Origin of the sequence: Ramlibacter sp., from assembly GCF_028292805.1 — a bacterium.
Taxonomy (GTDB): domain Bacteria; phylum Pseudomonadota; class Gammaproteobacteria; order Burkholderiales; family Burkholderiaceae_C; genus Ramlibacter.
In genome coordinates, this window is the sequence record NZ_JAQGLS010000152.1 from 1 (window position 1) to 14,639 (window position 14,639).

Here is a 14,639-nt window from a genome sequence, read left to right on the forward strand (position 1 = left end):
CGCCAGGCCGACGGCCCCGGGCGCAGCCGCGCCGGCGCCCCCGCTGCCCGCGCTGCCCGCGGCCAGGATGCAAGTGGTGACTGCCGGCCAGGGGCCGGCCATGCTGATGAAGGTGACCACGCCGGCGGGCGCACCGGCAGCCGCGTCCGCTCCCGCAGTTGCAACCCAGCCGGCCCCCGAACAGCAGGAGCGCCAGCGCCTGGCGCAGCGCCGGGCCGAGGAGCAGCGGCAGTCCGCGCGGCGGGCCGAAGACGAGCGCCGCCTGGCCGCGCAAGGCGGCGACGAGGAACGCAAGGCTGCCGCGCAACCTGGCGACGAAGAGCGCAAGGCTGCCGCGGCCCAGAGCGCGCAGCAGGAGCGCCGCGCCGGCGCGGCCCAGAGGGCCGAACAGGTTCGGCGCGCCGCCGCGGCCAAGGCCCAGGAAGACCGGCGCCAACTGCAGGCCAGGCGCGCCGAAGACCAGCGCCGCGCCGTGCCCGCCAAGCGGGCCGAACCCGCGCGCCGGCTCGACGACGACCGGCGCCAGCAGGCGCAGGCCAGGCGCCAGCAGGAGCAGCGCCAGGCCCAGGCGCTGCGTGCCGACGCGGACAAGCGCCAGGCCCAGGCCAGGCGTGCGGCCGACGACAAACGGCTAATCGTGTTGCGGCGAGAAGAAGACAAGCGGCGCGCCGACGCGGTCAAGCAGGCGGAACTGCGCAAGTTCGAGGAAAGGGAGCTGGCGGACGGGCGCCGGCGCGAACTGGCGCGGCTGCAGGCGCAGGCCGCGCGCGAGGAGCAAGCCACCCGCCAAGCGCAGGGGTGGCGCGAGCTGCAGGCGCGGCGCGGGGAAGAGGAAAGGCGGGAGGAGCAGGCCCGCCGCCAAGAGCAGGCCAGGCGCGATGAGGAAGCCCAGGACCGGCGCCACCGGGTGTTGGTGGACCAGTCACGCCGCGATCAGCAGCGCCGCGAGCAGGAAGTGTGGCTGCGACAGCAGCAGTTCAACCAGCCGGTGCGGCCGGCGCCCATGGGCGTGCCGGCCCGCAGGGTCAGTTGACGCGGCGGGTGTAGGTGCGCGTCACCGGCTGCGATTTCTCTTCTTCAGGCGGCAGGTAGATCGTGGTGCGATCGATCTTGGCGTCGAAGGCGGCGATCTCGGCGCTGGCGCAGCGGATCACCGCGCGATCCAGGGGGTGACATTGGCGTTGGCTCAATTTGCCCAGTTCTTCCGACCGGTCGATGTGTTGGCGAACCTGGGCCGGGTCGACCATCAGGGCAAAGGGATTGGCAGCCATCGCAGTGCTCATTGTTGGACTCCTTGTTTGTGCTCGTTCGACACGTTGTTTTGGGATGCAGAGACTGTCGCTGGAGCACCCAATTTGCACCGTCATCAGAGTTCGTTACGCCTTGTAGGACTGTGACGCACCGGTTGCCAGGGCTGCAGCGGGCATGTCATCGGGCGGTTGCACAATAGGCGGATGTCCTTCACGCCCGCGCCCATCGCCCCCACGTTCCACGCCGATGCCACCAGCGCGCTGGCGCAAGTCAAGGCCATCTACGGCCAGCAGATCCAGCACCTGCGCGAAGCCATGCAGCGCTTCGTGGCCGGCGAGGCGCTGCCGGCGCGGGTGCGGGGCTGCTACCCCTTCGTGCGCATCCAGACCGACAGCGTGATGCCGCAGGCGGCGCTGGAGGCGATGGGCCAGAGCTACGGCTTCGTGGCGCACGCGGGCCGATTCGAGACCACGCTGACGCGCCCCGACCTGTACGCCAACTACTACCTGGAGCAGTTCCGGCTGTTGCTGGACAACCATGGCGTGCAGCTCGAGGTGGGCACCAGCAACGAGCCGATGCCGATCCACTTCTCGTTCGCCGAGCACGACCACATCGAGGGCAGCCTGCCGCCGGCGCGGCGCGCGCTGATGCGCGACCTGTTCGACCTGCCGGACCTGGCCGCGATGGACGACGGCATCGCCAACGGCACCTGGCGCCACGGCCCCGGCGACCCCTACCCGCTGTCGCTGTTCACGGCCTCGCGGGTGGACTATTCGCTGCACCGCCTGCGCCACTACACCGGCAGCACGCCGGAGTGGTTTCAGAACTTCGTGCTGTTCACCAACTACCAGTTCTACATCGACGAGTTCGTGCGCCTGGGGCACCAGGAGATGAACAACCCGGACAGCGAGTACGAAGCCTTCGTCGAGCCGGGCAACGTGGTGACGCGCCGCATCGGCCTGCCGCGCCAGGCCAGCGACAACCTCGGGGCGCCGCCGCCGCGGCTGCCGCAGATGCCGGCCTACCACCTGATGCGACCGGGCCGCGACGGCATCACCATGGTGAACATCGGCGTCGGGCCGTCCAACGCCAAGACCATCACCGACCACGTGGCGGTGCTGCGGCCGCATGCCTGGATGATGCTGGGGCACTGCGCCGGCCTGCGCAACAGCCAGCAGCTGGGCGACTACGTGCTGGCCCACGGCTACGTGCGCGAAGACCACGTGCTGGACGAGGAGCTGCCGCTGTGGGTGTCGATCCCGGCGCTGGCCGAGATCCAGCTGGCGCTGGAGCAGGGGGTGGCCGACGTCACCGGCTTCAAGGGCGCCGACCTCAAGCGGATCATGCGCACCGGCACCGTGGCCAGCACCGACAACCGCAACTGGGAGCTGCTGCCGAACAACGAGCCGCAGCGCCGCTTCAGCCAGAGCCGGGCGATCGCCCTGGACATGGAAAGCGCCACCATCGCGGCCAACGGCTTTCGCTTCCGCGTTCCCTATGGCACGCTGCTGTGCGTCAGCGACAAGCCGCTGCACGGCGAAATCAAGTTGCCCGGCATGGCCAACCACTTCTACCGCGAGCGGGTCGACCAGCACCTGCGCATCGGCATGCGCGCCATCGAGATCCTGCGCTCGCAAGGGCCGCAGCGCCTGCACAGCCGCAAGCTGCGCAGCTTCGACGAGGTGGCCTTCCAGTAGCCAGTAGCCAGGCGCACAGGCATGGCATGGCATGGCATGGCAAGGCACGCAAGCTTCACACTGCCCGGCACGGCGCGCGTACCCCAGCGGGATGAAGTGGGCTACAGCGCCCCTTCGGTCTCGATCACCGTGCCCATCGCCTCGCCCAGGCGCACCGGCCGGGTCGGCGCCCAGTCCGGCGTGAAGGTCAGCACGTTCTGCGGAAACAGCAGGATGACGGTGGAGCCGAGCAGGAAGCGGCCCATCTCGGCGCCCTTGGCCAGCACGATGTCCCGGTCCGCGTAGTTCCATTCGCGCGGCGCGCGGGTGCGGGGCGGGTTGACCACCCCATGCCAGACCGTGGCCATGCTGCCGACGATGGTGGCACCCACCAGCACCAGCACCATCGGGCCGTGCGGGCACTCGAACTCGCAGACCACGCGCTCGTTGCGGGCGAACAGGCTGGGCACGTGGCGCGCCGTCAGCGGGTTGACCGAGAACAGGTCGCCCGGGACGTAGATCATCCGCTTCAAGCGCCCTTCGCACGGCATGTGGATGCGGTGGTAGTCCTTGGGCGCCAGGTAGAGCGTGGCGAAGTGGCCGTGGTCGAACCGGTGCGCCAGCGACTGGTCGCCGCCGACCAGGGCCCGGGTGGAATAGCTGTGGCCCTTGGCCTGGAAGATCTGGTCCTGCTCGATCGGGCCGAACTGGCTGATGGCGGCGTCCACCGGGCAGACGAACGGCGCGGCGGCGACAGGCCGCGCGCCTTCGCGCAGCGCGCGGGTGAAAAAGTCGTTGAAGGTGGCGTAGCTCGCGATGCCGCAGTCGGCCGCCTCGGCCATGTCCACCTTGTAGTGGGCGACGAAGCGCCGGATGATCGCCTGCGTCACCGGCCCCATGCGCGCGCCGGCGACCAGCCCGGCGAACTGGGTCATCAGCTTCTTGGGCAGCAGGTACTGCTGCGTGATGGGCAAGGGTGGAAACAAGCGGGGTCCTTGGAGGCAAAACGAAAATTCTACGGGCTGCGGGCTGGCCCGGGCCAGCTGCGACACAATAGCGCGCCCATGACCGAGCCGCTGTTCCAAGCCCGTGACCTGACCAAGCGCTTTGGCGGCACCACCGTGGTCGACCGGCTCTCGTTCGCCATCGCGCCGGGCGAATGCCTGGGCGTGATCGGGCCCAACGGGGCCGGCAAGACCACCACCATCCGCATGTGCCTGGGCCTGACGCAGCCGGACGGCGGCGAGATCCAGGCGCTGGGGCTGCACATGCCGCGCGACGCGCTGGCCATCAAGGCGCAGCTGGGCGTGGTGAGCCAGTTCGACACGCTCGACCCCGACTTCACCTGCGCCGAGAACCTGATGGTCTACGGCCGCTACTTCCGGTTGCCGCAAGCGCTGATCCGCTCGCGCATTCCGGCACTGCTGGAATTCGCCGCGCTCTCGCACAAGGGCCACGCCAAGCCGGCGGAACTGTCCGGCGGCATGCGTCGGCGCCTGAGCCTGGCCCGCGCGCTGGTCAACGACCCGAAGCTGCTGCTGCTGGACGAGCCGACCACCGGGCTCGATCCGCAGGCCCGGCACCTGATGTGGGAGCGGCTTCAGGTGCTGCTGCAGCAAGGCAAGGCGATCCTGCTGACCACCCACTTCATGGACGAAGCCGAGCGCCTGTGCTCGCGCCTGCTGGTGCTGGACCACGGGCGCAAGATCACCGAAGGCCGACCCCGTGACCTGATCGCGCAGCACCTGGAGCCCGACGTGGTGGAGGCCTACGGCAGCGGCGCGCTGGCGCTGGCCGAATCGCCGCTGACGGCGCTGGCCGCCCGCACCGAGGTGAGCGGCGAGACGGTGTTTTTCTACACCCAGGACGCCCGGGCGCTGCTGGACGTGCTGGCGCGCGAGCATCCCAGGCTGCGCATCCTGCACCGGCCGGCCAACCTGGAAGACCTGTTCCTGAAACTGACCGGCCGCAAGATCCGGGAGGACGGATGAAACCGCTGCGCGACCCGCGGCTGTGGCGCCCGCCGGCGCTGTCGCTGCGCTTTTGGCCGGTGTTCCGGCGCAACCTGCTGGTGTGGCGCAAGCTCGCCATCCCCAGCCTGGTGGGCAACATCGCCGAGCCGCTGCTGTGGCTGGTCGCCTTCGGCTACGGCATGGGGGCGCTGGTGGGCCAGGTGCGGGTGGACGGCCAGCCCGTGCCTTACATCCTGTTCCTGGCCAGCGGCTCGATCTGCCTGAGCGCGATGAACGCCGCCAGCTTCGAGGCGCTGTATTCCGCGTTCTCGCGCATGCACGTGCAAAAGACCTGGGACGGCATCATGAACGCGCCGATCGGGCTGGACGACGTGGTGCTGGCCGAGATGCTGTGGGCGGCCTACAAGGCGATCTTCACCGTCAGCGCCATCATGCTGGTGATGCTGGCCCTGGGCATCAGCCACAGCCCCAAGCTGCTGGTGGCCTGGCCGGTGCTGCTGGCGGCGGGCATCACGTTCTCGTGCATCGCGCTGATTTTCAACGCGCTGGCCGGCGGCTACGACTTCTTCACCTATTACTTCACGCTGTTCCTCACGCCCATGATGTTCCTGTCCGGCGTGTTCTTCCCGCGCGAGCAGATGCCCCAGCTGATGCAGCTGGCCTCGGGCTGGTTTCCGCTGACGGCGGCGGTGGAACTGGTGCGGCCGCTGTTCATGGACCGGTGGCCGCAAGAGCCGCTGCGCCACCTGCTGGTGCTGGCCGGCTACGCGGTCGGTTCGTTCTGGATCGCGCTCGCGCTCACCCGGCGCCGCTTCACCGCCTGAGCCGGTTCACGCGCCGGCGCGCGCGGCCTGCCTGACCAGGTCCGCCGCCTTCTCCGACAGTGGATCAGCACGCTGGTGTCGGGCGGGCCTGCCTCCAGCAAAGCCACCCGCACCTGCGGGTTTTCGCTCAGCCGCGGGGCCAGCCGGCCGAGCCCCCGCCCATCGAACACGCGGCGCCCTGCTGCTGCTCGGCGAGAACCGGCCGGCCAAGCACAACGGCTTGGGCCCGCACATGTTCACCGAGCTGGCGCAGGCTTATACGCTGCTCGACGGTGACGCGGAGTTGCCCGTGGGCGTGTCGCCGTTGCCTTGCGCCGCCCCAGGCGTCACAGTCGGCTGGGACTGCCGCTTCTCGCAGCTGGAGCTCAAGCGCGGGATCATGGCCACCGGCGGCGCCACCTTGCCCATGGCCGAGCGCGCCGGCCTGGCAATGCGCTGCTGCACCTGCTGACGGGCGACGGCTTGGGCAGCGCCAAGGCGCTGCGGCTGAACTTCCTGCAGAAGGTGGTGCCGCCCGGCACGCAGCTGGAGGAGGCGCTGCGCAGCGCGCAAGCGATCGCGGCGCAGGCGCCGCTGGCGGTGATCGCGACCCGCCTGAACGGGCTGAAGGCGGTCGAGCAAGGCCCGGCCGCGGCGGTGGCCGGGTTCGCGCAGGTGCAGCATGCGCTGGCGCGCAGCGAGGACGCCGGCGAAGGCGTGCGCTCGTTCGCCCAGAAGCGGCCGCGGCGGTTCACGGGGCGCCGAGCCTGCGTCATTGTGGCCTGCGAGCCGCAATCCGCAGCGGCGCCGGATCGAGCGCAGCACGGACGCGCGGATCAAGCCCGGGATGGCGGGCGTGCGCCAGCCCAGCCATTGAGTTGCACGCAATTCGATTGCAGGCTACACTTGTTGCATGCCTTCCAGCCCCGCCACCGCCGACGCTGCCTTGCTGCTGGACAACCAGCTGTGCTTTGCGCTGTATTCGGCGTCACTGGCGATGACCAAGCTGTACAAGCCGCTGCTGGACGCGCTGGGCCTGACCTACCCGCAGTACCTGGTGATGCTGGTGCTGTGGGAAGGCGACGGCGTGATGGTGTCGGAACTGGGCCAGCGCCTGTCGCTCGACTCCGGCACCCTCACCCCGCTGCTCAAGCGGCTGGAAGCGGCCGGCCTCATCAGCCGAATGCGCGACGTGCAGGACGAGCGGCGCGTGCACATCCATCTGACCCAGGCCGGCCGCAAGCTGAAGGCGCGGGCTGGCAAGGTGCCGGCCCGCGTGCTGGCCGCCAGCCAGTGTCCGCTGGCCGAAATCAACCAGCTGACCAGGCAGGTGCGCAGCTTGCGCGAGCGGCTGGTCGCCTGACGGTTTCACACCCACCAACACCAACCCAAGGAAGAACCATGGCCACGTCCCTCGACAAAGTCCTCTACACCGCCCGCGCCCACACCACCGGCGGCCGCGACGGCGCCTCGCGCACCGACGACGGCAAGCTGGATATCAAGCTGTCGCCCCCCGGTGGCGCGGGCGAAGGCACCAACCCCGAGCAGCTGTTCGCGGCCGGCTACGCCGCCTGCTTCATCGGCGCCATCAAGGCCGTGGCCGGCAAGATGAAGCTGGCCGTTCCGGACGGCGTGGCCGTCGACTCCGAAGTGGACCTGGGACCGACCGCCCTGGGCTACGGCATCGCCGTGCGCCTGAACGTCGCCCTGCCGGGCATGGACCGCACCGCCGCCCAGCAGCTGGTCGACGCCGCCCACCAGGTCTGCCCGTACTCCAACGCCACCCGTGGCAACGTCGACGTGCACGTCAAGCTGGCCTGAGCGCCGACGCAAGTCACATGAATGGCCCGGCCGCCTTGCGCGCCCGGGCCATTTTGTTTAGCGGGCGGGAATGACCACCACCCTGCTCGTGCGCAAGGACCGCCGCACCGAAGCGCGGCTGTCCACCCCCGGATGTTCCGCTGGCGCCCGGCCAGGTGCGCCTGCGCGTGGACAGCCTTGCGCTCGCCGCCAACAACGTCAGCTGCGCCGCCTTCGGCCACATGACGCAGCACTGGCAGTTCTTCCCCAGCCGCGAGGAAGGCTGGGGCCCGGGGCTTCGCCACCGTGCGCCTCGCTGCACCCGGGCGTTGCCGTGCTGTCCAGCGCCTCCAGCAAGACGGCCGATGGCGCGGCGCGCCAGCTGCGCCAGCGCGAAGGCATCGAGCTGGTCGGGTTGACCTCGGCTGCGAGCCGCGCCTTCTGCGAAGGGTTTCGCTGGGCTGAGAGCAAGGAGGGACAATGGCGGATGACTGTTTCCCGCCATCCCTACGACGTCCTCACGCCGGACGTGGTGCTCGATGCCCTCGCCAGCGTGGAGGTGTACGGCGACGGCCGCCTGCTGGCCCTGAGTTCCTACGAAAACCGCGTCTACCAGATCCACCTGGAGGAGCCCTTTCAGGGCGAGTCGGTGGTGGTCGCCAAGTTCTATCGCCCCGACCGCTGGAGTGATGCCCAGGTGCTGGAGGAGCACGCCTTCGCTGGTGAACTCGGGCTGGCCGAAGTGCCGCTGGTGGGGCCGCTGGCCCCGCACGGCGCGACGCTGCACCACCACGCCGGCTTTGCCTTCAGCATCAGCCCGCGCCGCGGCGGCCGCCTGCCCGAGCTGGACGATGGCGAGGTGCTGGAATGGATCGGCCGCTATCTGGCGCGGCTGCACACTGTGGGGGCCAAGCAGCCCTTCACCGCGCGGCCGGCCATAGACGTCGCCAGCTTCGGCGAGGAGCCGCGCGACTGGCTGCTGGCGCACAACGCGGTGCCGCTGGAGGTGCAGGCGGAATGGACCAAAGCCTGCGCCACGGCGCTGGACCAGGTGCGCGCCGCCTTCGCCGACGCCGAGCGGGCCCAGGTGCGCCGGCTGCGGCTGCACGGTGACTGCCACCCCGGCAACATCCTGTGGACACCCGGTGGCGGCCCGCACTTCGTGGACCTCGACGACGCTCGCAGCGGCCCGGCCGTGCAGGACTTGTGGATGCTGCTGTCGGGCGACCGCGGGCAGCGGCAAAAGCAGCTGGGCGCCTTGCTCGATGGCTACGAGCAGATGCGCGAGTTCGACCGCTCCGAGCTGGCGCTGATCGAGGCGCTGCGCACCTTGCGGCTGATCCACTACAGCGCCTGGCTGGCGCGGCGCTGGGACGACCCGATCTTCCCGATCACCTTCCCCTGGTTCGGCACCCCCGACTACTGGCGCGGCCAGGTGCTGGTGCTGCAAGAGCAGATGGAAGCGATGCAGGAGCCGCCGCTGGTGGCTTGAAGACCGCCGTTCCCGTGCCGGCGGCGACGGTCAGCGCACCGGGTTCTCGATCGCCCCGATGCCGTCGATCTCCACCCGCACCACGTCGCCGCTGACCAGGTACTTCGGCGGCTTGAAGCCGATGCCCACGCCGACCGGGGTGCCGGTGGCGATGATGTCGCCGGGGTACAGCGTGATGCCGGCCGACAGGGTTTCGATCAGCTTTGGGATGTCGAAGATCAGGTCCCGGGTGCTGGCGTTCTGGCGCTCCTCGCCGTTGACGAAACAGCGCACCTGCGTGGCCTGGCCGTCCATCTCGTCGGCGCTCACCACCCATGGCCCCATCGGGCAGAAAGTGTCGAACGACTTGCCCATCAGCCACTGCGAATGGCGGCCTTGCCAGTCGCGCGCCGTCACATCGTTGACGATGGTGTAGCCCCACACGTGCTGCATGGCATCGGCAGCGGTGATGCCCTTGCCGCCGCGGCCGATGATCACGGCCAGCTCGGCTTCGTAGTCGATCGCCTCGGAGACGCCGACCGGGATGCGGATGGTGTCTTTCGGGCCGATCACGCACTCGGGCACCTTGGAAAAGATGATCGGGTCGGCCGGGATGTCGGCGCCCGGCCTGGCGCTGGAGTCGAAGCCGCTGCCGGCGAACTCGCGCGCATGGGCGTGGTAGTTCTTGCCGACGCAGAAGATGTTGCGGCGCGGCCGCGGGATCGGTGCGCCCAGTTCCACCAGCTCCAGGCCGATGCCGGCCCCGACAGCGGGCAGCGGCTTGCCGGCGGCCAGGGCCTCGATCAACGGCAGCACGCCGAGCGCGAGCTCGGCCGGGGCGAGCTGGAACGGCTCGATCTGGCGGCCGTCGGCGCAAACGCGGCCGACACCGGGCGCGCCCTGGTAGCGGTAAGCGGCAAGTCGCATGGGGAAAACTCTCTTTCGCGCCGTGACGGACGCTCACTAGCATGCTAACAAAACACCAGGAGAAAACCATGTTGCGCCGCACGCTGTTCGCCGTCGGTTTGGTTGTCGCGGCCGGCTTCGCCGCTGCCCAGTCCAGCTACCCCGGCAAACCCATCACCATGATCGTTCCGTTCCCGCCGGGCGGGCTGGCCGACACAGTGGGGCGCCCGGTTGCCGAAGCCATGGGCCGCGAGCTGGGCCAGCCGGTGGTGATCGAAAACAAGGGCGGCGCCGGCGGCGGCATCGGCATGGCCCAGGCCGCCAGGGCCGCGCCCGACGGCTACACCATCCTGATGGCGCTGTCGTCGTACAGCGTGCTGCCGGAGGCCGACGTGGTGCTGGGCCGGGCGCAGATGTACACCTTCGACGCGCTGCGCCCGATCGCCCGCTTCACCGCCGATCCGACCGTGCTGGCGGTACGGGCCGACGCGCCCTGGAAGACGGTCAAGGACTTCGTCGAGGACGCGAAGAAGCGGCCGGGCGCGATCAACTACGGCTCGTCCGGCAACTACGGGACCATGCACGTGCCGATGGAGATCCTGGCGCAGAACGCCGGCGTCAAGCTCACGCACGTGCCGTTCACCGGCGCCGCGCCGGCCATCGTGGCCTTGCTGGGCGGGCAGATCGAGGCAATCTCCACCGGCCCGGCCACCGTGCTGCAGCATGTGAAGGCCGGCAAGATCCGCGTGCTCGGGCACTGGGGCAACGGCCGGCTCGGCACCATGCCCGACGTGCCTTCGCTCAAGGACGCCGGTTACGACGCGGAATACGCACAGTGGTCCGGCCTGTTCGTGCCGGCCGGCACGCCCGAGCCGGTGGTGCAGCGGCTGCGCGCCGCCGCCCGCGCCGCCGCCAGCGACGCCAAGGTCAAGGAGGTGATCCTCAACGCCGGCAGCCCGGTGCTGTACCAGGATACGCCGGACTTCGAGCGTTACGTGCAAGGCGACGTCCGGCGCATGGCCGATGTGGTCAGGAAGATCGGCAAGGTCCAGTAGGAGCCGCCATGACGCACCGCCACCTCCCGCGCTGGTTCGCCGGCCTCGCCTGCGCCGCCAGTCTGCTGCACGCCCTGCCCGCCGCCGCGCAGGCCTGGCCCAACCGGCCGGTGCGCATCGTGGTGCCGTTCGCCGTCGGCGGCCCGGCCGACAACTACGCCCGCTTCCTGGCGCAGCGCCTACCCGACCTGCTGGGCCAGCCGTTCGTGGTGGAGAACCGGCCCGGCGCCGGCGCGGTGATCGGCACCGACCTGGTGGCCAAGGCACCGGCCGATGGCTACACGCTGCTGCTGATGTCGAACACCCACACGGTCAACGAAACCCTGATCGCCAGCAAGCCCTACAACCTGACGCGCGACTTCGTGGCGGTGGCGCCGATCAATTATTCCGACCTGGTGCTGGTGGCACACCCGTCGCTCCAGGCCGGCAACGTGGGCCAGCTGCTCAAGCTGGCGCAGGAGCGGCCCGGCCGCCTGAACTACGCCTCGTCGGGCACCGGCACGCCCTACCACATGGCCGGCGAGCTGTTCAAGAGCATGTCGGGCACCTTCCTCGTGCACATCCCGTACAAAGGCAGCTCGGGCGCGCGCACCGACCTGATCGGCGGCCAGGTGGACATGATGTTCGACGCCGTCACCACGATGGTAGAGCAGGTCCGTGCCGGCAAGGTCAGTGCCATCGCCACCACCGGCAAGCAGCGCTCGGCCGTTTTGCCCGAGGTGCCGACGGTGCACGAAGCCGGCGTGCCGAACTACGAGGCCACCATCTGGCTCGGCCTGCTGGCAGCCAAGGGCACACCGCCGGCGGTCGTCGCCCGCATGAACGAAGCAGTCACCAAGATCACCAGCCAGCCCGAGGTGCAGCAGGCCTGGGCCAAGCAAGGCGCCACCGCCATGGTGATGAACGCCGCCGCCTTCGACAAATACATGCAGGATGACATCGCCAAGTGGCGCAAGGTCATCCAGAGCGCCAACATCAAGGCCGATTGATGACCGGGACCTTGCGCATCCTGAGCGGCGGCGCCGCCCAGGGACTGGTGGAGCAGTTGCGCCCGGCGTTCGAGGCGCGCCACGGTTGCCGCCTGGAGAGCACCTTCGGCGCGGTGGGGCTGATGAAGGAAAAGCTGCTGGCCGACGCGCCCTGCGACCTGCTGGTGCTGACCCAGGCGTTGGTCGCCGAACTGGAGACGCTGGGCCGGGTGGTGCCGGGCTCGGCGCAGGCGCTGGGCGTGGTGGCCACCGGCCTGGCGGTCAAGGCCGGCAGTTCCGCCGCGCAGGTGACGACGCAGGCGCAGCTGCAGGCGCTGCTGCACCGGGCTGGCGCCGTCTACTTTCCCGACCCGGCCAAGGCCACGGCCGGCATCCACTTCATGAAGGTGCTGACCGCGCTGGAACTGGCCGGGCCGCTGGCCGGTCGGCTGCGCACCTTCGCCAACGGGGTCACCGCCATGGCGGCCCTGGCTCTGGCGCCGGAGCAAGGCGCCGTCGGCTGCACCCAGGTCACGGAGATCCTGTTCACGCCCGGCGTCCAGCTCATCGGCTCGTTGCCGGCCCCGCATGGCCTGGCGACCATGTACACCGCAGCCGTCTGCGCGCAGGCGAGCGCGCCGGCACTGGCGCTGGCGTTGCTTGCGGCGCTGGCCGCACCGCAAGCCGCGGCGACGCGCGCAGCGTGCGGCTTCGCGTGATCCTGTCGCGGCGCGGCGGCCCTCAGTAGCTCACGGTCAAGGTGTGCGCGCGGGTTCCGCTGCAGCCCGATCCGGCGCAGGTGCCCGCCTGGCCGCCGGGAATCGTGGCCGTGATCGTGTAGGCCTGGGGGTTGCCCGTGCCGTTGGCGGTGGTGGCGCTCAGGCCCAGCAGGTAGCGCACCCCCGCCAGCACGCCGTCCGCCACATCGGTGGCCAGGGTGTAGGGCATGCCGCTGGTGCAGCGCACGGCGAACGGGGTGCTGGCGGCGGTGGTCGCCGCGAATGCGGTGTAGGTCAGTGCGATGTTGCCCGGCACGGTCGTGATGGTGCAAACGGATGGCGCGACGATGGTGACGGGCATGCTCCCCACCACTTGCGAGGAGCCGTAGCGCAGCGTCAGGTTGACGGTGTCGAGGTAGGAGCCAGCGGTGGTCGCGGTCTGCGTCGCGGTGATGCAGACCCAGGCACTGGTCTGCATGGTGCGCGTGCCGGTCTGGCCGGCCGTCCAGGTGATGGTGTCCCTGATCCGGTTGGCCTGCGGGTTGCTGCCCCAGATCGTGTTGCAGCCTGAAGTCTTGTAGGTGTCGTAGTCCAGCCGCGCAGCTCCGAGGGCGGCCCGGTTGTTCTGGCCCAGCGCGTTGTTACCGTTGTCGGCCGCGACGGTGTAGGCCAGCGACAGGGGATCCCGGTTGTTGCCACGGTTGCAGCTCACGGTCAGGGTGACCTGGACGCTGTCCAGCGTGTTGTTCACGTAGTAGATCAAGGCGGCCGACGAAGCGACGCTGGTGCAGGTGATGGCTGCTTGCGCAGCGGGCAGCCCCAACAGCAGCATGAAGCCCGGGAGCAACAGCTTCCAGTGCTTCATGGCGCGGTCCGGCAAGTCAGCGGCCCCACCCGCGGGATGTCGTCCCGGGCCGGCGGCAGCGCGAGCGTGAAGCTGCATGAGCGGTCCTTCCAGCGTGCCTGCAGCACGTTTCGATCCTTGAGGCCGGTCACGAAAGACTCACCGCGCCGGCCGACGAAAAACTCTTGCTGGTCGCCCTGGAGCCACACCACGGCGCCGGCCGGCAGGGGCTCGCCGTCCTCCTGCCGGATCGTGACCAGCGCGGCGCGGCCGCTGCGCACCGGAAAGTCGACCTTCACTGCGCTGCGCCAGCTGGGCACGACGATCTGCTCGATCGAGTCGAGTTCGGCGCTGATCGGGAGATCCTTCGCGTCCAGGCGCACCTGGTTGGCCTGGTAGGCGCTCAATGACGGAATGAAGGCAATGCCGGCGGCATCGGTCACGGTCGTCGGCGTCGACCCGAGTCCGACCCCGATGCCCGGATACCCCCTGAGTTCGGCCACCGCGAAGCTCTGGTCCAGCCGGCGCGAGAAGAAGACCCGCCTGGCCGCCATCGCCATGCCCCCCGACGCGCCCAGGCGCAACGAGTGCTGCCGGGGTGAAGCGCTCAGGTCCGAGTAGACGCTGCCGTACCGGCCGGTGTAGTCGAGCCCGGCCTCCGCGTGGGCGCCGCCGTTCAGGCGGCCGCCCAGCACCCGCCAGCCAAGATCGCCGTCCTCGCCGGGGTACCGGGCGACGCTGGCGTAGGCGTCGTGCACGCCGCCATGGCTGCTGAATGCGGCGGAGGCGTGGCGCTGCTTTTCCAGCGGCAGCTGCAGCATCATGCCCAGGGAGGTTCCGCCCGCCTGCCCCAGCGCCCTGGTCAAGTACAGGTTCAGCGAGGCCGCTTCGCCCAGCCGCATGCCATGGTTCAGGCTCACCGTGGTCAGCGGCGGCCCGTCATGGCGTTCGATCCGCGCCAGCCCCAGGGCCACCGTGCTGGCACCCCACTGCTGGCTCAGGCTGGCGGCGAGCTGGCGGCGCACGGCCGGCTGGTCCGCCATGCCCAGCTCGCGATAGCGGCTGGACGCGAGCTGCCACTGCAGCGTCAAGGCGGTGCGCACCCATTGCCGCTCCAGGCCCAGCAGCGCCAGCCTGCCGGCGCCGACCCGGTCGTGGCGGCTGGCCGCGATC

At 70.1% G+C, this 14,639-nt stretch carries 14 protein-coding genes and 3 pseudogenes; 12 read left to right on the plus strand and 5 right to left on the minus strand.

Annotation, left to right across the window (positions count from 1 at the left end; translation table 11 throughout):
* Positions 1-1,033 (plus strand): annotated as a pseudogene (locus tag JWP65_RS08920) (hypothetical protein); the annotation flags it as partial.
* On the opposite strand, the gene JWP65_RS08925 reads toward JWP65_RS08920, so the two are convergent.
* On the minus strand, positions 1,026-1,283 hold the full coding sequence (locus JWP65_RS08925; protein ID WP_299762880.1) for a hypothetical protein: 258 nt from the start codon (positions 1,281-1,283) through the stop codon (positions 1,026-1,028). The pseudogene JWP65_RS08920 and the gene JWP65_RS08925 overlap by 8 nt on opposite strands.
* Before the next feature lie 171 nt (positions 1,284-1,454).
* Between JWP65_RS08925 and JWP65_RS08930 the strand changes: the two genes are divergently transcribed.
* Positions 1,455-2,948 carry an AMP nucleosidase gene (locus tag JWP65_RS08930; protein ID WP_299762882.1) on the plus strand — a complete coding sequence of 498 codons (1,494 nt, stop codon included), beginning with the start codon at positions 1,455-1,457 and terminating at the stop codon, positions 2,946-2,948.
* A gap of 101 nt (positions 2,949-3,049) precedes the next feature.
* On the opposite strand, the gene asd is transcribed toward JWP65_RS08930, so the two are convergent.
* Entirely contained in the window at positions 3,050-3,862 is an 813-nt protein-coding gene (gene asd / locus JWP65_RS08935; RefSeq protein ID WP_299762905.1) for an archaetidylserine decarboxylase, read from the minus strand.
* Positions 3,863-3,991: 129 nt separating this feature from the next.
* Here asd and JWP65_RS08940 point away from each other — a divergent pair, with 129 nt between their 5' ends.
* The 7 genes and pseudogenes from JWP65_RS08940 (at position 3,992) to JWP65_RS08970 (ending at position 8,995) form a co-directional block, all read left to right on the plus strand.
* Positions 3,992-4,918, plus strand: a complete 927-nt coding sequence (locus JWP65_RS08940; RefSeq protein WP_299762884.1) for an ATP-binding cassette domain-containing protein — start codon at positions 3,992-3,994, stop codon at positions 4,916-4,918.
* Positions 4,915-5,724, plus strand: a complete 810-nt coding sequence (locus JWP65_RS08945) for an ABC transporter permease (protein ID WP_299762886.1) — start codon at positions 4,915-4,917, stop codon at positions 5,722-5,724. Before JWP65_RS08940 ends, JWP65_RS08945 begins: the two co-directional genes overlap by 4 nt.
* 178 nt (positions 5,725-5,902) lie before the next feature.
* Positions 5,903-6,465 (plus strand): annotated as a pseudogene (locus JWP65_RS08950) (enoyl-CoA hydratase-related protein); the annotation flags it as partial.
* A 151-nt stretch (positions 6,466-6,616) separates the two neighbouring features.
* Positions 6,617-7,066, plus strand: a complete 450-nt coding sequence (locus JWP65_RS08955; RefSeq protein ID WP_299762888.1) for a MarR family winged helix-turn-helix transcriptional regulator — start codon at positions 6,617-6,619, stop codon at positions 7,064-7,066.
* A gap of 38 nt (positions 7,067-7,104) precedes the next feature.
* A complete protein-coding gene (locus JWP65_RS08960; RefSeq protein ID WP_299762890.1) occupies positions 7,105-7,524 on the plus strand; it encodes an organic hydroperoxide resistance protein in 420 nt (139 codons plus the stop codon).
* A gap of 70 nt (positions 7,525-7,594) precedes the next feature.
* Positions 7,595-7,945 (plus strand): annotated as a pseudogene (locus JWP65_RS08965) (hypothetical protein); the annotation flags it as partial.
* A 45-nt stretch (positions 7,946-7,990) separates the two neighbouring features.
* Positions 7,991-8,995, plus strand: a complete 1,005-nt coding sequence (locus tag JWP65_RS08970) for a serine/threonine protein kinase (protein ID WP_299762907.1) — start codon at positions 7,991-7,993, stop codon at positions 8,993-8,995.
* Between the two features lie 30 nt (positions 8,996-9,025).
* Here JWP65_RS08970 and JWP65_RS08975 read toward each other — a convergent pair whose 3' ends face one another.
* Positions 9,026-9,901, minus strand: a complete 876-nt coding sequence (locus JWP65_RS08975) for a fumarylacetoacetate hydrolase family protein (RefSeq protein ID WP_299762892.1) — start codon at positions 9,899-9,901, stop codon at positions 9,026-9,028.
* A gap of 68 nt (positions 9,902-9,969) precedes the next feature.
* Here JWP65_RS08975 and JWP65_RS08980 point away from each other — a divergent pair, with 68 nt between their 5' ends.
* The 3 genes from JWP65_RS08980 to JWP65_RS08990 are packed head-to-tail and all read left to right on the plus strand — an operon-like array spanning position 9,970 to position 12,622.
* Positions 9,970-10,935, plus strand: a complete 966-nt coding sequence (locus JWP65_RS08980; RefSeq protein WP_299762894.1) for a tripartite tricarboxylate transporter substrate binding protein — start codon at positions 9,970-9,972, stop codon at positions 10,933-10,935.
* Between the two features lie 8 nt (positions 10,936-10,943).
* Entirely contained in the window at positions 10,944-11,924 is a 981-nt protein-coding gene (locus JWP65_RS08985; protein ID WP_299762897.1) for a tripartite tricarboxylate transporter substrate binding protein, read from the plus strand.
* On the plus strand, positions 11,924-12,622 hold the full coding sequence (locus tag JWP65_RS08990; RefSeq protein WP_299762899.1) for a substrate-binding domain-containing protein: 699 nt from the start codon (positions 11,924-11,926) through the stop codon (positions 12,620-12,622). The genes JWP65_RS08985 and JWP65_RS08990 overlap by 1 nt, the downstream gene beginning before the upstream one ends.
* A gap of 22 nt (positions 12,623-12,644) precedes the next feature.
* Here JWP65_RS08990 and JWP65_RS08995 read toward each other — a convergent pair whose 3' ends face one another.
* Positions 12,645-13,487: a spore coat protein U domain-containing protein gene (locus tag JWP65_RS08995; protein WP_299762901.1), complete on the minus strand. Its 843-nt coding sequence runs from the start codon at positions 13,485-13,487 to the stop codon at positions 12,645-12,647.
* A partial coding sequence (locus tag JWP65_RS09000; protein ID WP_299762903.1) for a fimbria/pilus outer membrane usher protein occupies positions 13,484-14,639 on the minus strand: 1,156 nt, incomplete at its 5' end. The genes JWP65_RS08995 and JWP65_RS09000, both read right to left, overlap by 4 nt.